This window comes from Pseudomonas sp. ANT_H12B, assembly GCF_008369325.1.
Lineage (GTDB): Bacteria > Pseudomonadota > Gammaproteobacteria > Pseudomonadales > Pseudomonadaceae > Aquipseudomonas.
Genome location: NZ_VOBI01000005.1, coordinates 1 through 22,473, shown reverse-complemented (window position 1 = coordinate 22,473; position 22,473 = coordinate 1). Strand labels below are relative to the sequence as shown.

The window sequence follows — 22,473 nt, the reverse complement described above, 5'->3', positions numbered from 1 at the left end:
ACTGAAGTTGCGGACATCCATTGCGCAGCCGTCACGGAGGATTTGGCCTTAACTTCTTAGATTGGGTAACTGTCATAAATGACAGTTAATAGTTCCGCTCGTCGGAATCCCCCCCTCAATATCGAGGGGGAGGCCCCATCACTCAACGATGAATAGATCGCTCATTACCTCGGCCGAATCCACCTCGTTCTCGGTTTGCCGTACCACCACCCGGTGTTGGCCGGGCAGCAGGTTTTTAGTGGCTACCGTCGTCCAGTGTCCACCGGGCAGTACCGTGGTGGTGGCCAGCACCTCCAGACGGTTGAACCATGACGCCACAGTGACCGTCGCCCCTTCCCTACCTGTGCCGGCAAACGTCGGGGCAGCACCAACCCAGACCATAGGGGCGGGCTCCGTGATGCTGGGTGCAGCGGAACGTGTCAGAACAGGACGCAAGGGGGAATGAGCAGACTGCTGTTCTTGCTGCGAGGACTGAGCGGACAAACTGTATTGCTGCCAGTTGGCCCCCCAGGTGAACGCTAGTGACCATGTGCCTTCAGGCGTAACTACCGTGCTTCCCAACGAGGACGGCCCGCTTCCTCCCCGCCGAAAAAGCTTCAGTGTGTCTCCCGCAAACCCGAAGCCGGACGCCACGGTACTGCCCGAAATGCCCTGTCCGGCTGCCGGCGACTCGAGCAGAGGTGGGGCCGGTACGAGCGTAAAGGCGTGTATCGCGACATCAGACAACTGGTTCTTGTACACCTGGTTCACAAGCAAGGTGTGCGAGCCAACCTCTTTCAACCTGGTAGGTGCTGCCCATGCGCCATGCTCATCCACCGGGATGTTTTCAGCCACAATTTCGGAACTCCCTACGAGATAGACTGCGACGAATGCACCGGCAATGCCCTGCCCGATAATCACGCCCTGGCGTTCGAACCTGCCGTTAAGCGCTGGCACCGTAACGGTCGGTATCAGAATGATGACTTCAAAGGTCCGCTGTTCACTGCGCAAGGAGAGTTGACCATTGAACGACTGCACGACATAGATCGTGCGTATTCCCACCGCCAACTCGATCTCGATCGGCACCGACCAGGCCCCTGATGAGTCAAGCGTCAGCCCGCCCAACTCCGCATGGGACATTGCGTCGTGAATGGTCAGCCTGGCGCCCGCGTAGCCGTTGGTTCCCTTGAAGACAGGCAGGAGGCCGACTTTCTGATTGGCCGCAGGCTCGGTAACTGTCAGTGTCGGGGTAGGTATATTGAAAGATCCGCTCGCCGTATCAGACGTTTGCCCACCGAAGGTTTGGGTCACCGTGAAACTGTAATCACCAGGGGGCGAAAACGAGATCCCGTCTGAATGTCCAGTTGCCATCGGTTCCGCTGACGGGATGATCGACCGTTGGCCGGTCGCTGTACTTCAGCTCGAGTGCAGCACCTGACCAGCAAGTGCCAGTGATTCTGGGGGAGAACCCTTCACGCTCGATCCCGGTAATCACCGGCAAGGGAGCCGGAATCACCAGGCTGACCCAAGTCGTGATGGTGCCGGAATCCATCCCTTTGTACAGCTGGTAGGCCCCGATTCTGTAAGTGCCCGGTGCCCATGGCTCAGTCACCGTGCTGGTCCAGCGGTTATCGCTCACATTGGCGACCGGTCCATACGGTGGGTAGTTAGTGTTCCAAACCTTGACACGCGCGGGCTCTGTCTGCTTTTCCCAGGTGTTTGCCGTACCCGAGAAGCTTGGCTTCTGGTCGGTTACGGTGATCGGTTCAGTGAGGGTCGGTCTGGGTACCCTGACGGTATACGTACGGACATTGGACCAAAGCGACTGCATGCTGCTGATACTCTGCCGAACCTTGAAGGCATAGCCCCCTGGCAACAGCGCGCTTCGCGGGCTCACCGACCATGAATCACCGGTCACGGTCATGCTGCCGAGGTCCTCTCCCGTCTCATCGGAGAGCACCAGAGTGGCACCCGTGTGACCGCCCGTGCCGGTCAGAACGGGGTTCACGCCTGAAGCAGGATCTGGAGCGGTTAGCTGTGGCCGGGAGGGTCGTACTTTCAGTCTGACGGGCGATGCGCCTAACGATGTCACCCCCGAAAAGACATGCTCCGCCGTCAATGAATAATCACCCGGTATCAAATTCACGGAAAGCTGCGCTTGCCAGGCTCCGGTACTGGTGTTCACCGTGGCCGTGCCCAACAGCGTACCCGCGACATCCCTTTTGATGCGGATTGTGCCCCCCTTGAATAGCGCATTCACCGTACCGCTGACGGTGATTCGCATGTCCACTTCTTGGTTCTGCGTGGGACTGGTAATTGTGGGGGGGGCGAGCATGCGAAGCCGGACATTTGGCCCCCATTGGGACTCCAGACCGTTGAATTTCTGTATGACAGAAATACTGTAGTGTTGTCCCAAAGCAATTTCACGAGTGATCCGCCCTGACCATCGCCCTCCGCCATCTAAAAGGACATTCCCGATCAAGACCTCTCCGTTGCCCGACTTTCTGACAGTCGCGATCGCACCTGGATAACCCGTAATGGCGACAACAGGAAGTTTGTCGATGATGACAGCGTCGTGTAATGGTGAGGTGATGGCAGGGGGGGTGAGGCCCACCGTAAAGGTATAAGTCGAAGAGCTGTTAGGAACGCCCACGTAACTGACTGTCACCGTATAGTTGCCGGGTACCATTTCCTGCCCGACCGGGGTTTGGTAGGTCCAGCTTGTAGACGTCGAACCCTCCACCGTAACGGATTTGCCTGTAGAGAACTGCAACGAAACTACGGCTTTCGAATTATTGGTTTTCGTTCCATTGAACCTCGGCCTCGGCCCACTGGCACCATTGAGGGGGCTCATTGTCGGCTTGGCGACTACCGTGAACCATATCCATCCCCACTCGGTCCACTCATCACGAATATGAGCCCGGGCTCCGAAGTGAGCTGGGCCATTCTGGATAGCCACCCTTTGAGTAAACATGCCGTTTAGCGATTGACCCTCGGAGTAGCCTGGATCGGCGCCAGGGTACTGAGTATCCAGTCTCCAGTGATGCCGAAGATGTGGTTCCTGATGCACTTGAACCTGAAAATTCACCGGCGATATCGCCAAAACCTTCGTCTTGTCAGGGTCTTGAGGAGGGTAAACAAATGTAGGGGCGGCTGGGCGCGTGGTTTCGTTTTCCTTTTCGATATCATTGGACATGAAAATTATCCTCTTGGTCATGATGGGCTGTCAGCGCGATTACGATGAGCTATTCATACCCGCCTTCCCCAACCCCTGCCACCTGTAAAAACTGACAGTTCCGACCAACGGCAATCTGCAAACTCATCCCATTTGTCCGCTGTACGCGGGCATCAGCCAATGACTACACCGCCTTGCGCAACGGACTACAGATCCGCCAGAATCCGCCGGCTTGTGCGCCTTGGCTCTGCCCCGTAACTTGATCCGCGTCGCTGCCCATCAGCGATCGGGTTTAGTCGCTCGGTAGGCATATGAAGGTGCATAAGCGTCATCAAGTCGGGTATTCCCTATCCCCGCACTCGATGGTGGCTGTGTGCAGGGCGCCCTCGGGCGCGCCGGTAATTCGTATGCCTCCCGGTCGACTAACCTGCGTACAGCCGCCACCCCTTTCGTTTAGTCGCGAATCGGTGGTAGCCCTAATAGAGGCAATACGATCATGTTCAAACCAACACCAAATCCACCACCCGAAACCGACCCGGTTTCCCCCTACGCCACCCTCGATTCAAAAAAGCTCCACGACGCCGCCGAAAAGGCGCTCGACCACTACCTCAAACCCGACACCAGCCATCTGCGTTCAACCAGGGACCGCGCCATGAACATGTTCGCCGTTGCGCCCGATGCCAACGCCGAGGCGATTGTCATCCAGACTTACGAGACCTTTTCTTCGGTCAGCATTCTGCTGCTCGACCTGGCCGACAGCCTGGACGACAAGCCGCGACACCTGGCGATGGCGATTTATCAGTTGAGCGAGTTGGGGTTGTTGTTGGTGGAGAAGACGCTGGAAAACGAGCAGGCGATCAGCGCGGCTTAGCGTCTATCCGTTCAGGATGTGTTGTTTGAGCTGACGCCTTCGCGAGCAGGCTCGCTCCCACAGTTGATCGGTGGTGATCACAAATAGTGCGTTCACAGAAGATCCAATGTGGGAGCGAGCCTGCTCGCGAGGACGATCGCCCCTACACCGCGGATATCAGGCCGAGGCAGGCAACGGCTGAAAACTGAAGTACTGCTTCAACGCCTCCACCAATTGCCCATACTCCGGCGGTGCCCGTTGCAGGCTGAAACCGGCGTCATAGTGGTGAGGGGTGGCGTCTTCATGGCACCACAGGCAACACGCCCGCACATCGATAACCTGCTGGATACCGTCGCTGGCGGGGATTTTCAGGCGTAAATCGAAATCGGCGCCGATCATCATCGGCAACTGGCTGATGAGCATCAGCCCGTCTTCAGACACGTTGCCCAGAAAACCGATGGGTTTGTCGGTGACGCTGTTGAACACTCTCAGAAAATACGGCAGTTGATGCCGCTCGATCCGGCGGTCAGTGAACATGCGCAGTTCGCCCAGCAAGGCCCTTAAGCAGGGCCGCACTAATGCTTCGGAACGGGCCTGCCTTTAATAAAGGCTGGAGGCGCGCTCTCCCCGATCCCGGTGCGACAGTCCACACAGCTGCTGCCACTTACTCCTGCCGATCACAGGTGTTACCTCGATTAGAGGCAAAGGCTCTAAACCGATCTATTGGACTATAGCTCACCGCCGCCGGTGAGCCAGCCATTGAGATCAGAACTGCGTCGGGCGCACGACCGCCGCACTACGGATTGGATAGTGGCCCAGCGACTGCAGGGTTTCCAGGCGGGCACGGGCGCGGAAGGCGTATTCACTTTGCGGGTACGAGGCGATGATGAACTGGTAGGTTTGCGCCGCATCGACAAACAGTTTTTGCCGTTCCAGGCAGAGCCCGCGCATCATCGACACTTCCGGCTGCACATAGCGCCGCGCACGGCTGGCGCGGTCGACTTTGGACAGCTCAAGCATGACCTGCTCGCAATTGCCGCGGTCATAGGCGCTATAGGCATTATTCAAATGATGGTTCATCGACCAACGGGTGCAGCCCGTGACGCTGAGGAAAAGGGCGGCTATGAGCACGAATCGCATGAGGGTTCTCCTGTCTTGAGCTCTGTATCGACCCGTTGGCGGAAATCTTCAGGCTGCCTGTAACCAAAAGTATTCGTTCAAAGAAACAAGCGAATAAGTAGTGCATATGAACAATGACTACAACTTCGGACCATAGTAGCCTCACTCAGCGCTTGAACTCAGGAGTCTATGCATGTCCGTCCGTCGCACCAAAATCGTCGCTACCCTTGGCCCGGCCAGTAACTCGCCGGAAGTTCTCGAACAGCTGATTCTGGCTGGCCTGGACGTCGCCCGCCTGAACTTCTCCCACGGCACCCCCGACGAGCACAAGGCTCGCGCGAAGCTGGTGCGTGACCTGGCTGCCAAGCACGGTCGCTTCGTCGCCCTGCTGGGTGATCTGCAAGGCCCGAAAATCCGTATCGCCAAATTCGCCAACAAGAAGATCGAGCTGAAGATCGGTGATCAATTCACCTTCTCCACCAGCCATCCTCTGACCGAAGGCACTCAAACGATCGTCGGCATCGACTACCCGGACCTGGTCAAGGATTGCGGCGTAGGCGACGAGCTGCTGCTCGACGACGGCCGCGTGGTCATGCGTGTTGATACCGCCAATGCCACCGAGCTCAATTGCACCGTACTGATCGGCGGCCCGCTGTCCGACCATAAAGGCATCAACCGTCGCGGTGGCGGCCTGACCGCACCGGCCCTGACTGAAAAAGACAAGGCCGACATCAAGCTCGCCGCCGAAATGCAGGTCGACTACCTCGCCGTGTCATTCCCGCGTGACGCCGCCGACATGGAATACGCCCGTCAACTGCGCGACGAAGCCGGCGGTACTGCCTGGCTGGTGGCGAAGATCGAACGTGCCGAAGCCGTGGCCAACGACGAAACCCTCGACGCGCTGATCAAGGCCTCCGACGCGGTGATGGTTGCCCGTGGTGACCTCGGTGTGGAAATCGGCGACGCCGAGCTGGTGGGTATTCAGAAGAAGATCATTCTGCACGCACGCCGCCACAACAAGGCTGTGATCGTGGCGACCCAGATGATGGAGTCGATGATCCAGAACCCGATGCCGACGCGTGCCGAAGTGTCCGACGTGGCCAACGCCGTGCTCGACTATACCGACGCCGTGATGCTCTCGGCCGAAAGTGCTGCCGGTTTGTACCCGCTGGAAGCTGTGCAGGCCATGGCCCGTATTTGCATCGGCGCTGAGAAGCACCCGACCAGCAAGACCTCCAGCCACCGTATCGGCAAGGTCTTCGAAAGCTGCGACCAGAGCATCGCTCTGGCAGCCATGTACACCGCCAACCACTTTCCGGGTGTGAAGGCGATCATCGCGCTGACCGAAAGTGGCTACACGCCGTTGATCATGTCGCGCATCCGTTCTTCGGTGCCGATCTACGCGTTCTCCCCACACCGCGAAACCCAGGCCCGCGCGGCCATGTTCCGTGGCGTCTACACCGTACCGTTCGACCCGGCATCGTTGCCGCCTGAGCAAGTCAGCCAGGCCGCGATCGACGAGTTGCTCAAGCGCGGTGTTGTGGAGAAAGGCGACTGGGTCATCCTGACCAAGGGCGACAGCTACCACACCATCGGCGGCACCAACGGGATGAAAATCCTGCACGTTGGCGACCCGATGGTCTGAATGACGATGCGCTGAAAAACAAAAGCCCCGCTATGTGAATAGCGGGGCTTTTTGGTTTCTGCTGATCGTTCCCACGCTCCGCGTGGGAATGCAGCCCGGGACGCTCCGCGTCCCTTCAACAGCCGAACGCGGAGCGTCCGTTGAGGCATTCCCACGCGGAGCGTGGGAACGATCGGCTACCCGATCGGTGGGTCAGGTTCGGTTGATAAACCCCGACAACGCCGCAATCGCTTCCGGCGAGCGCAGCCGCTGGATGAATAATGCGCCCTCCTCTTCTATTGCCTTGCGCAGTTGCTCGCGGTCCTGCGCTTTCATCAATTGCTTGCTGATGCGCACCGCCTCCGGTGGCAACGACTCGAAACGCAACGCCATCTCCCGAGCCTTGGCCAACGCCTCTTCGCCACTGCCCAGCGCTTGGGTCGCGATGCCCCACTGCGCGGCCTGTTCGCCGCTGAAACCTTCGCCGAGCAACAGCAGTTCGGCGGCTTTTGCATGCCCGAGCAGTCGCGGCAGGATCAGGCTGGAGCCGAACTCCGGGCACAATCCGAGATTAACGAAGGGCATACGCAGGCGTGCGTCGCGGCTGACGTACACCAGATCGCAATGCAGCAGCAGCGTCGTGCCAATACCCACGGCAGCACCGGCCACGGCGGCGATCACCGGTTTGCGGCATTCGAGCAGCGTGAGCATGAACTGAAACACCGGGCTGTCGAGGTTGCTCGGCGGCTGCTCAAGGAAGTCGGCGATGTCGTTGCCGGCGGTGAAGCATTCACTGGAACCGGTGATCAGCACCGCGTTGATTTCAGGGTCGGCATCGGCCTGCTTCAACGCTTGTGCCATGTCGCTGTACATGGCGCGGGTCAGGGCGTTTTTCTTGTCGGGGCGGTTCAGGCGCAGGGTCAGCAGGCCGCGTTCGCGTTCAAGTGTGATGGCATCGGTCATGGAAGGTCTCGCGTCTGAATAATCTGCGCTCAACCGCGCGGCAGGAAGACATCGGCCAGCAGTTGGTTGCGCGGCAGTCCCGCCAGGTACAGGCGCCGGGCAAAGGCGTCGACGCTCTCGGGGGCCCCGCAGAGTAAGGCCTGGGTTTGCCGGGAAACAAGCCGCAGTTGCGCCAAAGCCGCGGGCAACTCGGCCGGCGTCCACAGCTCGATACTGAGGTTCGGTCGGCTGGCAGCGATGGCTTGCAGGGGCTTGGCCAGATAATGCTCAGCGGCATCATGCGCCAGGTGAATAACGCGGATAGCGCCTTGATGATCCTGACGCAAGGCTTCACGCAAGACGCCAAACAACGGGCCCAACCCTGTGCCGGCCGCCAGCAACCAAAGGGGTCGGGTGTTCCAGTCCGGGTCGTAATGCAAAGCCCCGCCGCGCAATTCGCCGAGTCGGATTCGATCGCCGATTTTGAGCTGACGGGCCGCATCACTGAATTCCCCCGACTGGCGACAATCGAGGTGGAACTCCAGAAAGCGATCTTCATCCGGCAGGCTGACCAGGGAATACGGCCGCGCAATTTGGCCCGCCCACAACACCAGATGCTGCCCGGCGCTATAACGCAACTGACGCTGTGGGGTCAGACGCAAACGCAACACGTTGGCGCTCAACCAATCAACGGCAACCACCTCGGCCGGGCTGCCGTCCTGCTCCGGATCGAAGGTGTGCACCTGCAAGTCTTCGACCACCTGACACTGGCACGCCAGCCGCCAGCCTTGCTGACGCTGGTCTGCACTCAGGGCGTCGGGTCGGCTGTCGCTCGGCAGGCCTTGAACACATTGCACCAGGCACGCATGGCAACTGCCGGCGCGACAGCTGTAGGGCACACTCACGCCGTTCTGATTCAGCGCATCGAGCAGGTTGCTGCCCGCCGCCACCGACCATTGACGTTCGCCGACCCGTAACTCAGGCATCGACGCTCTCCCACGCCGCCGCGCAACGATTGCGGCCGTCGCGCTTGGCGCGATAAAGCGCCTGATCCGCTCGCTGCAAGGCGTCGTCGAGGTCGTCGCCCAACTCCAGCAACGTCATGCCCGCCGACAAGCTGAGATGGTTGACTTCGAGGCCGATCAGTTCGACATCGGTGAACGCAATGCGCAGCCGTTCGCAGCAAGAGGTCAGGCGTTCGGCGTTGCAGTCGGGCAACAGCAGCACAAATTCTTCACCGCCGTAGCGGGCCAGAACATCACCCTCGCGCAAACAAGCGGTGGCCACGCCGGCAAAGGCTTGCAGCACCTGATCGCCGGCGGCATGGCCGTGCACATCGTTGATGCGTTTGAAATGGTCGAGGTCGATCAGCGCCAGGCCATGCACCACGCCGGCATCCATGGCGTTCAACTCGCGGGAGGCCAGGCGCAGGAAATGTCGGCGATTGAATAACCCGGTCAGTTCGTCGGTGGCCACCAGGTCTTCGAGCTGACGCATCATCCCGCGCAGGGTGTCCTGGTGCGCCTGCAAGGCGAATCGGCGCTGACGCATGCGTTGACGGGAGGCCTGAACGTAACGGGCATACAGCTCCAGCCAGACCAGCACGATAAACAGCACGCACACCTGCAACGCGGCCAGCGCCGGGTCGGGTAACTGGAAGTGATAGCCCTGCCACAACGTGATCGCACTGAAACTGAAAAACACCAACAGCGCACACCGCAAAAAGGCTATGCGCGAAAGGTGAAACAAGCCGAACAGCAGGATCAGTACGTAGAACACCAGAAACGCGCCGCGTGCCTCTTCCAGATTGGCGATCAGCCAGGTTTGCCAGCCCAGCCCCAGCAACACTTGCGCTTCGGTCAGGCTGGGGTCGGAAAAACGCAGGTTGCAGCCACTGTAAAACACCGCAAACAACGTCGCCTGGCTGATGACCACCAACGCACTGCCGATGGCCACGCTGGTCAAGGGTTCATCGTAATGGCCAGTGAAAAACGCCAGCCACAGCAGCAGCAATGCCAGGGCATAGGTGCCGGCCGCGAGGGCAAAACGTTTGAGTAACAGGCGCTGGATGGCGTTAGGTGTCAATCGTTGACTCACCGTGCGAAAGGAGGCTGTCAGAGTGTCCTACTCTACAGGCCGGCTGCCACTTTAGTGGCGTGACCGATAAATGACCATTCAATTTTCGGGGCGGAAAACTGGCGTCAATGCCATGACCCTGCTCCCGCAGATTTGCTCCCACAGGGTTCTTCTGCATCGCCGGCTTATGCGACCAACGATTGACTGTCGGCGGGTGTGTACGGAACCGAGGCGCGTTATACTGCCGCGCCTTTTTAGCGTCGCGCCAGCATGCCCGGCGTGCCTTGAAAGGTGCTTGCAACCGACCGATGCACCCAAGCTGCAAGCACCTTATTGAATGTTCCCGTCTTTTAGAGGAGCGCGACTCATGACCGTGATCAAGCAAGACGACCTGATTCAGAGCGTTGCCGACGCCCTGCAATTCATTTCCTACTACCACCCCGTTGATTTCATCCAGGCGATGCACGAGGCCTACCTGCGTGAAGAATCGCCGGCAGCTCGCGATTCGATGGCGCAAATCCTGATCAACTCGCGCATGTGCGCCACCGGCCACCGCCCGATTTGCCAGGACACCGGCATCGTCACCGTGTTCGTGCGTGTAGGCATGGACGTACGTTGGGATGGCGCCACCATGAGCCTGGACGACATGATCAACCAAGGCGTGCGCCAGGCTTACAACCTGCCGGAAAACGTCCTGCGTGCCTCGATCCTCGCCGACCCGGCGGGCGCTCGCAAGAACACCAAGGACAACACCCCGGCCGTTATCCACTACTCCATCGTTCCGGGTAACACCGTGGAAGTGGACGTGGCGGCCAAGGGCGGCGGTTCCGAGAACAAGTCGAAAATGGCCATGCTCAACCCGTCCGACTCGATCGTCGACTGGGTTTTGAAAACCGTGCCTACCATGGGCGCCGGCTGGTGCCCACCGGGCATGCTCGGCATCGGCATCGGCGGCACCGCCGAGAAAGCCGCCGTCATGGCCAAGGAAGTGTTGATGGAATCCATCGACATTCACGAGCTGAAAAAGCGCGGCCCGTCCAACCGTATCGAAGAGATGCGCCTGGAGCTGTTCGAGAAGGTCAATCAACTGGGCATTGGCGCCCAGGGCCTGGGTGGCCTGACCACCGTGCTCGACGTGAAGATCATGGACTACCCGACCCACGCCGCTTCGTTGCCGGTGTGCATGATCCCGAACTGCGCCGCCACCCGTCACGCGCACTTCGTGCTCGACGGCTCCGGCCCGGCCTCGCTGGAAGCGCCACCGCTGGACGCCTACCCGGAAATCGTCTGGGAAGCCGGTCCGTCGGCCCGTCGCGTCAACCTCGACACCCTGACGCCAGAAGACGTGCAGAGCTGGAAGCCGGGCGAAACCGTCCTGCTCAACGGCAAGATGCTCACCGGTCGCGACGCCGCGCACAAGCGCATGGTCGAGATGCTGAACAAGGGTGAAACCCTGCCGGTGGACCTCAAAGGTCGCTTCATCTACTACGTCGGCCCGGTTGATCCGGTGCGCGAAGAAGTGGTCGGCCCGGCTGGCCCGACCACCGCGACGCGGATGGACAAGTTCACCCGTCAGATCCTCGAGCAAACAGGCCTGCTGGGCATGATCGGCAAATCCGAGCGCGGCCCGACCGCTATCGAAGCGATCAAGGACCACAAAGCCGTTTACCTGATGGCAGTCGGCGGCGCGGCCTACCTGGTGGCGCAAGCCATCAAGAAATCCCGCGTGGTGGCTTTCGCCGAACTGGGCATGGAAGCGATCTACGAGTTCGACGTCAAAGACATGCCAGTGACTGTTGCAGTCGACAGCAAGGGTGAGTCGGTACACATCACCGGTCCTGCCATCTGGCAGAAAAAGATCAGTGAAAGCCTGGCGGTAGAAGTGCAGTAAGCGCTTTAAGCCTCCTGAAAAACGGCCGGGTTGTCCCTGAAGACGACCCGGCCGTTTTTTTTGGCAACGATTTAAGCGTTCGCTATATAGCGCTCCCCTATGTAGACCATTCGATCTAAAAAACCTGTCAACAACTGTCAAATCTGACAGGTTACGCCCTGCCCTCGTCCTGCTAGCGTTGATCCATCACGCGATGCTGCCGCCACTCGCGAGCGCGTAGCCGAAACAGGATCAGTCTCATGCAAGATCAAACGTCCCTGAGCATCACCGAGCCGTCCATTGCCACTAGCGCCTCGATCGCCACAATCGGCAAAAGCTGGGGCTCGGTCGGCATCACCGGCAGTGCTTCGTTCGAGCTACCGTTGCCCATGTCCGGTGGCCGCGGTTTCGACCCCAGCCTGGCCCTGAGCTACAGCAGTCAGATCGGCAACGGACCGTTCGGCATAGGCTGGAGCATGACCGTCAATGCCATCACTCGCCGGACCAGCCGGGGGGTACCACGCTATCTCGCTGACGACGTGATAATCGGGCCCGCCGGTGAAGAGTGGGCGCCGGAGCTCGATGCCGAGGGGAAGATCAAATCCAGAATCGAGAGTACTTACAAGGGACAGCAAATCGGCGAGCACACCGTGGTGCGTTACGAGCCAAGGGTAGAAGGCAGCTTCAACCTGGTCGAACTTTGGCAGCCAGCAGATGAGCCGCCCTTCTGGCTCGTACATGGCGCCGATGGCACCTTGAGCGTGTATGGCAAAACCGATGCATCACGCCGAGCCGCACCGGTCGAGCCGAAGGATCCGGACTGTCCGGACAAACCTGTTGCCCCTCCGCAGGTGGGTGTCTGGCTGCTGCTCGAAAGCATAAATGCCCATGGCGAACACTTGTGCTTCGATTACCGGCTCGAGGATGAACAACACTCCCCGGATGCCCCGCACGACTACCGCGCCCAGCGATACCTGCATCGTGTGTGTTACGGCAACTTCACAGCCAGTGAACACTTGTATGCCTGGACCACAGAAAACCCGACGGACCTGGACTGGCATTTCCACCTGCTGTTCGATTACGGCGAGCGCACCCGTGAGCGGGATGAAAAACCGATCTACGGCCCTCCTTTTCTTGCGTCCGGGGAATCACTCGACCCATGGCTGATTCGCAGCGACCCCTTCCACAGCTACACCTACGGGTTCGAGCTGGGGACCCGGCGTCTGTGTCATCAGGTCTTGATGTTTCACCACTTCCCCATTGAGCTGGGCGCCAACCCCGTGCTGGTTCGGCGTTTGCTGCTGCAATATCAGCTCACTTCGCTGTCTCACAACCAACTGCAGGCAGCCCATTATCAAGCCTATGACGCCAGCGGCAGCGTGGAGCACATGCCGCCCGTAGAGTTCGACTATTCGGGTTTTGAACTCAACACTCAGCCGGCGCCTTTCTTTCCGTTCGAGCACATGCCCGGCATTGAAGACGGTCAGCGTTATCAATGCGTCGACCTTTTTGGTGAAGGCTTGCCAGGCTTCCTGTGTCGTTACGATCAGTGCTGGTATTACCGCGAGCCGCTGCGCGCCAGCTCCGGGGGCGACGACATCTGCTACGGCCCCTGGACGGCGCTTGAGCACATCCCGGTCGCTGATAGCCAAAAACCGGTGTATCAGGCACTCATGGATCTGACCGGTGACGGAAGGCTGGACTGGATCCGCGCGCAACCCGGTGTCAGCGGGTTTCAGACACTGAACCCGGACCGCAGCTGGTCTCTGTTCAGCGAGTTCGGGTCATTCCCCGTAGAGTTTTTTCACCTCCTGGCACAAATGGGCGACTTCATCGGCGACGGGCTCAGCTCTTGTGCGCTGATCGGGCCCAAGAGCGTACGGCTGTACGCCAACCGCCGCGAAAAAGGTTTTGCCGCGGGCGAAGACATCCCCCATGACCCCGATGACGATAGCCTGCCGCTGTTCAGCAATCACCGCAGCGAACTGGTTTTTCTGGGCAACATGCTCGGCAGCGACATGACCGAGCTGTGCCGGATTCGGCACAATGAAATAAAATGCTGGCCGAACCTGGGTCACGGGCGGTTTGGCAAAGGGTTTGTCCTGAGCGCCCCGACCTTCGACTACGGCGAATTCGATGCCGCCCGCGTGCGCATTGCCGACCTGAACGGTTCCGGCGCGCCGGCGCTGATTTACTTGAAATCCGATGGCTTCCAGATTTACCTCAACCACGGCGGCAACGGTCTTGAGCAAACACCGATCGAGGTCCCGTGGCCCGAAGGAGTGCGCTACGACAACCTGAGCCAGGTGACTTTTGCCGACCTGCAAGGCCTGGGCTGCGCAACGTTGATACTGACGGTGCCACACATGAAGCCCCGGCACTGGCGCTATGACTTTGTCAGCGCCAAGCCGTACATGCTGATCGGCAGCAACAACAACATGGGTTGCAGCACGCAAGTGGGGTATCGCAGTTCCGCGCAGGAATGGCTGGACGAAAAACCCGAAACCGACTCGGTGTGCTATCTACCGTTTGCGGTGCCAGTGGTCAGCAGACAAACACAACTCGACGAAATCACCGGCAACTGTCTGAGCCAGTCTTACCGGTATTTCCAAGGCTATTACGATGGTCAAGACCGTGAATTTCGCGGCTTCGGCCTGCTGCACCAGATCGACAGCGAAGCCAACCCGGATGAGGACGACCACAGCTTCACGGCACCATCACGCATCTGCACCTGGTTCCATACCGGCCGGTTGATGGACATGCCCCGTGACGGCTATTTCAACGGTGATCCCGAGGCGCACCCGTTGTGCCCCACATTGTTCTGTCAGTACCACGAAAATGACGCGTTCGATGAGCCCATCACACCGCCCGATGCGGCCACGGCCGACGAAATCGCCCGAACCCTCGCCGGGTCAGTGTTGCGAGTTGAAGTCTATGCCGCCGACGACTCGGCGCAGGCGCGGCCCTTTTCAGTGCAGGAGCATCGATACAAAGTCCGTGAGCTGAGAAAAAAAGGCAAATACGACCCATACGGGACCTTAATGCCTTCAACGCTGGAGACGATCAGTTATCAGTACGAAGGCTTCATAAACGACCCCTTGTGCCAACACCAGATTACCTTGGCCCAGGATGCCTTCGGTCAAACCGTCCATGTGCTTGAGATCAGCTACGCACGGCGCAAGATCGACACGCCTCCCTTCGATGACCCGGACGAACAACAATGGTGGCTGGACGCCCATGATCCGCAGCAGGATTTTTTCTACCTGAAAGAAAGCCGCGCCGAATTCATCCATCTGAAGGACGACCCGCAGGGTTGGCGATTGGGCCTTCCCTACCGGCAACGCGGGAATGCGCTGGTACTGCCCGCAGGGTCGTTGCCGACGGGTCTCGATCCGAAGCAAATAAGCTATGAAACGCTGACCCTCCATCACGCTTCACCGCAGTGGAACGAGAAACGGGCGTTGACCCAGCAGTCGGTGCAACGTTACCTCAAGACCGAGGATCGCACGCTGCTGCCGGATGGCCAGGCCGACTTTGAAGCCTTGCGCAGCACGCTGGAAATCGCACAGCTGAACAAGACGGCTCTGGATGCCTACAACACGTTGCCTCCACCATTCGATATCCGGGTAGAACTGCAAAACATCGGTTATTCGCCCATGCCGCTGTTTCTTGAAGAGAACTCCATTGAAGACGATGAGAGAAATCTCTGGTCCTCGCATTACGGCTTTGCCACATACGGCGACCTCGACGATTTTTACAAGGTGCTGAAGTATCACGAAACCCCGTGCCACGGCGCTATCAAGGCCCGACATGACCCCTATCGTTTGGCGATCATTGGCGTCGAACTTCCTGACGGTTGCACCACCCAAGCTGCGTACGACTACCATGCGCTGCTGCCGACTCGCATCATCGACGCCAATGAAAATGTTGAGGAAGTCCTGTACGAACCCTCGGGCCAACCGCTCGCCATCAGTTTTTACGGGACCGAAGACGGTATAGAGGTTGGCTTCAGCCCACTCAGCGAACATGAACGCCCGGTAGACCCGCGACCTGATCCCGCCATCGAAAACCCGCAAGCCGCCCTGCAAGAAGCGGCCAGCGTACTGCGCAAGGATCTGTTCAGCTGGATGGGCGTACTGCCCGACTCGGTCAGGCAAACCCCGGACTGGCTGGCCGACTGGATAACGCAAGGCTACGTGTTGCCGAGCCTGCATATTTGCGCCAGCGCCCGCACTCGCCTGTTAGGGCTCAACAGCCTGACGATGGCCGAACAGGCACTTCTGGAGTTGATCCGCACGACGCCACGCGACCCGGTGCACAGCGTCGTGCTGACTGCCGACCGTTACCATGATGACCCGCTGCAGCAAATCCAGATCATCAAAACCTTTGTGGATGGTTTCGGTCGCCCCCTGCAAACCAAACAATTGGTCGAACCCGGCCTGGCCTATGTCGTGGAAAACGGTGAATTGGTCGTCGAAAACGGCGAGCCAAAGACTGCACATGCCAATCCGCGCTGGCGTGTCAGCGAAAGAGTCGAATACAACAACAAGGGACTGCCCGTGCGAGTGTTTCGCCCCTATTTCGCCAACGGGCACGGCTACATCAATGACCGCTCGTTTCGAGCGTTTGGCCATCACGACCAACAGTTCTATGACGTGCTGGGACGTCCGGTCAAAGTCATCAATGCCAAAGGGTATGTTTCTCGTACAACCATTCACCCCTGGTATCACACCAGTCATGACTACAACGACACCTATTGCCCAACTCCGCCAGAGCTTGAGCCGTGACAGGCTCGATTCACTGCCGCACGCCTTCTATCAGCGTCATTGACAGTCGAGGCCTGCCGATTCGCCAGGTTGAGTATCTGCGCAAGGTCGCTGGTGGCCCGGTGGAAACGCTCATCACCCGACAATTTTATGACGTCGCGGGCAGGCTGATAGAGCAATGGGATCCACGTCTGTTCGAGCATGCCCCAAAGCCCAATCTGGCGACTGTTCATGGGCTGTCCGGCCACCCCGTCAAGGTCGACAGCGTCGATAGCGGTTGGCGTCTGAGCCTGGCCGGCTTGGGTGGTGAAATCCTTCAGCGCTGGGATGAACGCGGTAATCGGTGGCAAACCACTTACGATGATCTATTGCGCGCGCTGACGGTCGATGAAAATACCCAGCAGGTCGAGGTCTTTACCTATGCGCGGGGCGATGCAGACCCGGGGTACAACTTGCGCGGTCAGTTGCGCAAGAAGGTCGATCCGGCGGGCTCGATTGAATTTAGCCGCTTCAGCCTGCAGAGCATGCCGTTTGAAGAAACCCGCACGTTCCCGGAGGGCAAGGTTTACACCACGGCATGGTCCTACATTGCAAGCGGCCAGCCTGTCAGCCAGACCGACGCGAGCGGTCATCAGCAGCGTTCTCGCTACGACATTACCGGGCAGCTCAAGCACGTGACGCTGCAAATCAAGGCCGACGATACGGTCCTGGACATCCTCAAAGACGCTCAGTACAACGCCGACGGCCAGCTCGTCGAACAACTCGCGGGCAACGACGTGCTCAGCACCTGGACCTACGACCCGGCGGACGGTCGGCTGCAGAGCTTGAAGACTGGAGTGCCCGGCCAGGCCCCGCGGCAGCACCTCGGGTATGTCTATGATCGGGTCGGTAACGTGCAGCGCATCGACGATCACACGTTCCAACCGGTGTTCTTCGCCAACCAGCGCATCGATGGCCACCGCGAGTTCACCCACGACTCGCTCTACCGGGTGATCAGCGCCACCGGTCATGACGCCACCCCGCCGTCGGATCTGCCCGGCCGGCCGTTGCCGAGCGACCCCCGCAATCACCTCAACTACACACAGCGGTACGAGTACGACACCGGTGGCAATCTGATCAAGTTGATCCATGGCCGTGCGGTGGGCGGCTACACCCGGCAGCTGTTCATCGACCCGGAGAGCAACCGCGGCGTGCGCTGGAAAGAGGGAGACCCTGCCCCCGATTTTTCCGCATTGTTTGACCGGCATGGCAATCTCCAGGCCTTGCACCCGGGACAGGACTTGCGCTGGAACAACCGTGACCAATTGGCATCGGTGACGCTGGTCGAACGCGACGATGCCGCCAACGATGAAGAAACCTATCGCTACAGCCATGGCGCGCGGGTCTACAAACGCCACGACACCCATGCAACATCGACCAGCCATTTCCACGAAGTGATTTACCTGCCGGGGCTGGAGATTCGCACCCGCGACAACGGCGAAGAGTTGCACGTCATCACTGTGCCGGGCGGGCGTAGCAGCGGGCGCTGCCTGCATTGGGTCAGTGGCCGACCCGGCGAGATCGAGGCCGATCAGCTGCGTTACAGCCTTGATGACCATTTGGGCTCCAGCGTGATCGAACTCGACCAACAGGCCCGACTGATCAGCCACGAAGGCTATTACCCGTTTGGTGGCACGGCCTGGCTGACGGCGGATTCGGCAGTGGAGGTCAGCTACAAGACCGTTCGTTATTCGGGCAAGGAAATGGATGTCAGCGGGCTCTATTACTATGGGCTGCGTTATTACGCGCCGTGGTTGCAACGCTGGGTGAGTGCCGATCCGGCGGGGGATGTGGATGGGCTGAATTTATATGCGTTTGTGGGGAATAATCCGCTGAACTATGTAGATGGAAATGGCGGACAAAGAGAAAAGCAAGACATCTACAATTACGCGCTTTTCATTTCAACCCTCGCTACAGTTGCCGCTCCAACCCTAGAGCAAATCGAGAACGTCGTGGGTGGAAGCAACATTGCGAAGAACATGCTGAAAAACACGATTGGCGAGAGCATGGGCGCTACAGCCGCTTTCTTTGGTGGCCTCTACGGTGGCAAGGCATTCGAAGAAATACTGCTGAAAGTAGACATAAATATTGATTCCTTTGCCGACGGTTTTATCGGAGGAAACGTCGGTAGCGATTTGGCCGCGGAACCAGAGATGAAGATTCGTAAGCCGTTCAAGCTGGTACGTCCACTCATACCGCAAACATCAACAATGTCCGTTAACGAGATTGATCGAAAGGCGGGGCTCGATATCAGCAGTGACTCTGGTGACGTCCTCGAACAGGGGATGCTTATGTTCCTTGGCAGATTCGTTGGAGCGGTGGTCCCGGGCGTCAGCGCTCTGGTCTCGCTGGGTACTCGGGCGCAGGAAGCGGAGGACATCAAGAACGGCCTCACCCCAGTGAAAATCGATAAAATCGAGACCATGCTCAGTGACTGGAAAACCGCCACCCAACAACGCTGGGCGGTAGCTGAAGCCAGCTTCAGCAAGTTGGGAGCCGATGTCATCTATCCCGCTGACGTACTGCCAAATGTGAATAACATGACCCCTAAAAATGTGCTGGCCCCCATTCATCGCGTCCGTTTGGAGAAGCAAACCAAACTGACTCTGGCCATCATCGATCACACTCAATACCGTATGCATGCCTACAAAATATCCCGTACCACGGACAATCAATTTACGGAGCGGCAACGAAGACTCAAAAAATAACAGCGCACACTTCGACGATTGATTGGCCAAGTGGGGTTGATTGCGCAACGGCAACAAGCCTGGATGGCATGTTATCGTTCGCGCCCATACTCCCAGTGTCTTCGACAGCATGATTCCAACTGCTCGTACCGTGCGTTTATCGTTGTATACCCTGCTGATCCTCGCCGGCGCAGCCCTCGCCGCCGGTTTGGCCATCCGCCACGCCGAACGCCAAGCTCTGGTGGAAGACGCTGCCCGCGCCAATCAACAATTGGCGCTCTACGCGACGTCCCTGCACACCCTGATCGAACGCTACCGCGCCCTGCCCGCCGTGCTGGCGCTGGACCCGCAGTTGCGCTCGGCGCTCAACGGGCCGGTGAGCCCTGAGCAGCAGGCCGCACTGAACCTCAAGCTGGAAAAGATAAACGGCGCGGCTCAGTCATCGACCCTGGAACTGCTCGACCGAACCGGCCTTGCCGTGGCGGCGAGCAACTGGCGTTTGCCCAGCAGCTACGTCGGCCACAACTACGGCTTTCGCCCCTACTTCAGCCAGACCCGCACCCAAGGCACCGGGCGCTTTTATGCGGTGGGGGTGACCAGCGGAATTCCGGGTTATTTCCTCTCCAGTGCAGTCACCGACGACAACGGTCAGTTCCTCGGCGCGATGGTGGTGAAACTCGAATTTCCGGAACTGGAGCGTGAATGGCGTCAGGGCAGCGACACGCTGCTGGTCAGCGACGCACGCGGAGTTATCTTCATCGCCAACCAGCCCGGCTGGCGCTATCGCCTGTTGAAACCGCTGAACGACAGCGATCGCGCCGAACTCAAGGCCACCCGCCAATACGACAAGCAGCCCCTGACGCAGCTTGAATATCAATCGCTGCAACGCTTCGATGACAACAGTCACTTGACGCAGGTCGAAGGCCCTGACGGCAAGGCCGATTACCTGTGGGAATCCCTGCCACTGGCCGCCGAAGGCTGGACGCTGCACCTGCTGCGCCGCCCGCAAGTCGCGTTCGAAGACAGCCGCAACGCCGCGCTCGCCGCCGCCGGGCTGTGGCTGACGCTGGTATTTCTGCTGCTGTTTCTCAACCAGCGCTGGCGCCTGGCGAAAATGCGTCAGCGCAGTCGCGAAGAGCTCGAACAATTGGTGGAAGAACGCACCCGCGATTTGCGCACCGCTCAGGACGGTCTGGTGCAATCGGCCAAACTCGCCGCGCTCGGCCAGATGTCCGCCGCGCTGGCCCATGAAATCAACCAGCCGCTGACCGCCCAGCGCATGCAGCTTGCGACTCTGAGGCTGCTGCTCGATCACGGCCGGGTCGACGACGCCTACAAAGCGCTCAAACCGGTGGATGACATGCTGACGCGCATGGCCGCCCTCACCGGCCACCTGAAAACCTTCGCCCGCAAAAGCCCCAGCGGTTTGCGCGAACGCCTGGACCTGGCGGCGGTGGTGGATCAATCATTGCTGCTGCTCGACACGCGTCTGCGTGATGAACAGGTCAGCACCGTACTGCACCTGACGCGACCGGCCTGGGTGCGTGGCGATGCGATTCGCCTGGAACAAGTGCTGATCAATTTGCTGCGCAATGCCCTGGATGCGATGCACGACAAACCCTGCAAGCGTCTGGAGATTCGCCTCGAAGCCGACGAACAACTCTGGCGCCTGACCGTCGCCGACAACGGTGGCGGCATCGCTGAAGAAAATCTGACGAAAGTGTTCGATCCGTTCTTCACCACCAAACCGGTGGGCGACGGGCTGGGCATCGGGCTGGCGGTGTCGTTCGCCATCGTCCACGAATCGGGCGGACGCCTGAGTGTGGAAAATCAGGGCAACGGCGCGGCATTCACCCTCACCCTGCCGATCGACCTGGAGGCTCATAGCCCATGCTGAATTCAGTGATAGTGGTCGACGACGAAAGCAGCATCCGCAGCGCCGTCGAACAGTGGCTGAGCCTGTCGGGTTTCGAGGTGCAGCTGTTCAGCCGCGCCGATGAATGTCTGGCGCAACTGCCGAAACATTTTCCCGGGGTGATCCTCAGCGACGTGCGCATGCCCGGAATGACCGGTCTGGAATTACTGGCCGAAGTTCAACGCCGCGATGCCGACCTGCCGGTGATCCTGCTTACTGGCCATGGCGATGTGCCGATGGCTGTCGACGCGATGCGCGATGGCGCCTACGACTTCCTCGAAAAACCTTTCAGCCCCGAAACCCTGCTTGGCAGTTTGCGTCGCGCGCTGGAAAAGCGGCAGCTGGTGCTGGAAAACCGCGCCTTGCACGAACAGGCAGACAACCGCAGCAAACTCGATGCGACGCTGCTGGGTGTGTCCCGTGGCTTGCAGACGTTGCGTCGGCAAGTGCTGGACCTGGCGGCGCTGCCGGTCAATGTGTTGATCCGTGGCGAAACCGGCAGCGGCAAGGAGCTGGTTGCCCGTTGCCTGCATGACTTTGGTCCGCGCGCGGACAAGCCGTTTGTGGCGCTCAACTGCGCGGCGATCCCCGAGCAATTGTTCGAGGCCGAACTGTTCGGTCATGAGAGCGGTGCGTTTACCGGCGCGTCGGGCAAGCGCATCGGCAAGCTCGAATACGCCGATGGCGGCACACTGTTTCTCGATGAAATCGAAAGCATGCCGCTGGCCCAGCAGGTGAAATTGTTGCGAGTGTTGCAGGAGCAAAAGCTTGAACGATTGGGCTCCAACCAGAGCATCCGCGTGGACTTGCGGATCATCGCCGCGACCAAACCCGACCTGCTGGACGAAGCACGGGCCGGACGCTTTCGTGAAGACCTGGCCTATCGGTTGAATGTGGCCGAGCTGCGGCTGCCACCGTTGCGCGAGCGGCGTGAAGACATTCCGTTGTTGTTCGAGTCGTTCGCGCACAATGCCGCCGAGCGTTTGGGGCGCACGTTTCCACCGCTGAGCGGCCCGCAGTTGAGCCATCTGCTGAGCCATGACTGGCCAGGCAATGTGCGTGAACTGGCGAACGTTGCTGAGCGGCAAGTATTGGGGCTGGGCGAGCCGGAACCGGTGGGAATTGACCCTGGGCAATCGCTGGCGGCGCAGCAGGAAGCATTTGAAGCGCACTGCTTGCGCGCGGCGTTGACCCGGCATAAAGGCGATGTGAAAGCGGTGCTTGAAGAGTTGCAACTGCCGCGCCGTACATTCAATGAAAAGATGCAGCGGCATGGTCTGACCCGCGAGAGGTTCGTCGGCGAATGATCGTTCCCACGCTCTGAACTGACCCCACAAAGTTGGACGTTTACCCATCTATGCCTGAGCGGCCTGAGTTCTGTATTCAACAGGACTCAGGCCGTTTAGCTTCAGTCTGATACGCGAGTGATTG

15 protein-coding genes are annotated in these 22,473 nt (G+C 59.4%); 7 read left to right on the top strand and 8 right to left on the bottom strand.

The annotated features are described in order from the left end of the window. Positions 1-138: 138 nt before the first annotated feature. Complete coding sequence (locus FQ185_RS09660) at positions 139-1,290, bottom strand: hypothetical protein (protein WP_149417239.1); 1,152 nt, start codon at positions 1,288-1,290, stop codon at positions 139-141. Between the two features lie 13 nt (positions 1,291-1,303). Next, positions 1,304-3,175 carry an Ig-like domain repeat protein gene (locus FQ185_RS09655; RefSeq protein WP_149417238.1) on the bottom strand — a complete coding sequence of 624 codons (1,872 nt, stop codon included), beginning with the start codon at positions 3,173-3,175 and terminating at the stop codon, positions 1,304-1,306. Positions 3,176-3,650: 475 nt separating this feature from the next. Between FQ185_RS09655 and FQ185_RS09650 the strand changes: the two genes are divergently transcribed. Next, positions 3,651-4,025: a DUF6124 family protein gene (locus FQ185_RS09650; RefSeq protein ID WP_149417237.1), complete on the top strand. Its 375-nt coding sequence runs from the start codon at positions 3,651-3,653 to the stop codon at positions 4,023-4,025. Between the two features lie 156 nt (positions 4,026-4,181). Here FQ185_RS09650 and FQ185_RS09645 read toward each other — a convergent pair whose 3' ends face one another. Beyond that, on the bottom strand, positions 4,182-4,541 hold the full coding sequence (locus FQ185_RS09645; protein ID WP_149417236.1) for a PilZ domain-containing protein: 360 nt from the start codon (positions 4,539-4,541) through the stop codon (positions 4,182-4,184). 228 nt (positions 4,542-4,769) lie between these two features. Next, positions 4,770-5,144, bottom strand: coding sequence for a tol-pal system YbgF family protein (locus FQ185_RS09640; RefSeq protein WP_149417235.1), 375 nt, complete (start codon positions 5,142-5,144; stop codon positions 4,770-4,772). 172 nt (positions 5,145-5,316) lie between these two features. Here FQ185_RS09640 and pyk point away from each other — a divergent pair, with 172 nt between their 5' ends. Beyond that, complete coding sequence (gene pyk, locus FQ185_RS09635) at positions 5,317-6,768, top strand: pyruvate kinase (protein ID WP_149417234.1); 1,452 nt, start codon at positions 5,317-5,319, stop codon at positions 6,766-6,768. Between the two features lie 192 nt (positions 6,769-6,960). Here the strand turns inward: pyk and FQ185_RS09630 are convergent, their stop codons facing one another. The 3 genes from FQ185_RS09630 to FQ185_RS09620 are packed head-to-tail and all read right to left on the bottom strand — an operon-like array spanning position 6,961 to position 9,774. Further along, the gene (locus tag FQ185_RS09630) at positions 6,961-7,710 is read right to left on the bottom strand and encodes an enoyl-CoA hydratase-related protein (RefSeq protein WP_149417233.1); all 750 of its coding nucleotides are present in this window, start codon (positions 7,708-7,710) and stop codon (positions 6,961-6,963) included. A gap of 29 nt (positions 7,711-7,739) precedes the next feature. Next, the gene (locus tag FQ185_RS09625) at positions 7,740-8,675 is read right to left on the bottom strand and encodes an iron-sulfur-binding ferredoxin reductase (protein ID WP_149417232.1); all 936 of its coding nucleotides are present in this window, start codon (positions 8,673-8,675) and stop codon (positions 7,740-7,742) included. Beyond that, the gene (locus FQ185_RS09620; RefSeq protein ID WP_149417231.1) at positions 8,668-9,774 is read right to left on the bottom strand and encodes a GGDEF domain-containing protein; all 1,107 of its coding nucleotides are present in this window, start codon (positions 9,772-9,774) and stop codon (positions 8,668-8,670) included. Before FQ185_RS09620 ends, FQ185_RS09625 begins: the two co-directional genes overlap by 8 nt. 358 nt (positions 9,775-10,132) lie before the next feature. Here FQ185_RS09620 and FQ185_RS09615 point away from each other — a divergent pair, with 358 nt between their 5' ends. The 5 genes from FQ185_RS09615 (at position 10,133) to FQ185_RS09595 (ending at position 22,349) form a co-directional block, all read left to right on the top strand. Continuing rightward, the gene (locus tag FQ185_RS09615; protein ID WP_003214142.1) at positions 10,133-11,656 is read left to right on the top strand and encodes a fumarate hydratase; all 1,524 of its coding nucleotides are present in this window, start codon (positions 10,133-10,135) and stop codon (positions 11,654-11,656) included. Between the two features lie 239 nt (positions 11,657-11,895). After that, positions 11,896-16,422: a SpvB/TcaC N-terminal domain-containing protein gene (locus FQ185_RS09610; protein ID WP_149417230.1), complete on the top strand. Its 4,527-nt coding sequence runs from the start codon at positions 11,896-11,898 to the stop codon at positions 16,420-16,422. Between the two features lie 101 nt (positions 16,423-16,523). Continuing rightward, positions 16,524-19,148, top strand: coding sequence for an RHS repeat domain-containing protein (locus FQ185_RS09605; protein ID WP_256730397.1), 2,625 nt, complete (start codon positions 16,524-16,526; stop codon positions 19,146-19,148). Positions 19,149-19,257: 109 nt separating this feature from the next. Continuing rightward, positions 19,258-21,024, top strand: coding sequence for an ATP-binding protein (locus FQ185_RS09600; protein WP_149417228.1), 1,767 nt, complete (start codon positions 19,258-19,260; stop codon positions 21,022-21,024). Continuing rightward, complete coding sequence (locus tag FQ185_RS09595; RefSeq protein WP_149417227.1) at positions 21,018-22,349, top strand: sigma-54 dependent transcriptional regulator; 1,332 nt, start codon at positions 21,018-21,020, stop codon at positions 22,347-22,349. Before FQ185_RS09600 ends, FQ185_RS09595 begins: the two co-directional genes overlap by 7 nt. Positions 22,350-22,397: 48 nt before the next feature. Here FQ185_RS09595 and FQ185_RS31020 read toward each other — a convergent pair. Next, positions 22,398-22,473, bottom strand: a 76-nt coding sequence (locus FQ185_RS31020; protein ID WP_346243103.1) for an IS3 family transposase, incomplete at its 5' end; no start/stop codon positions are given.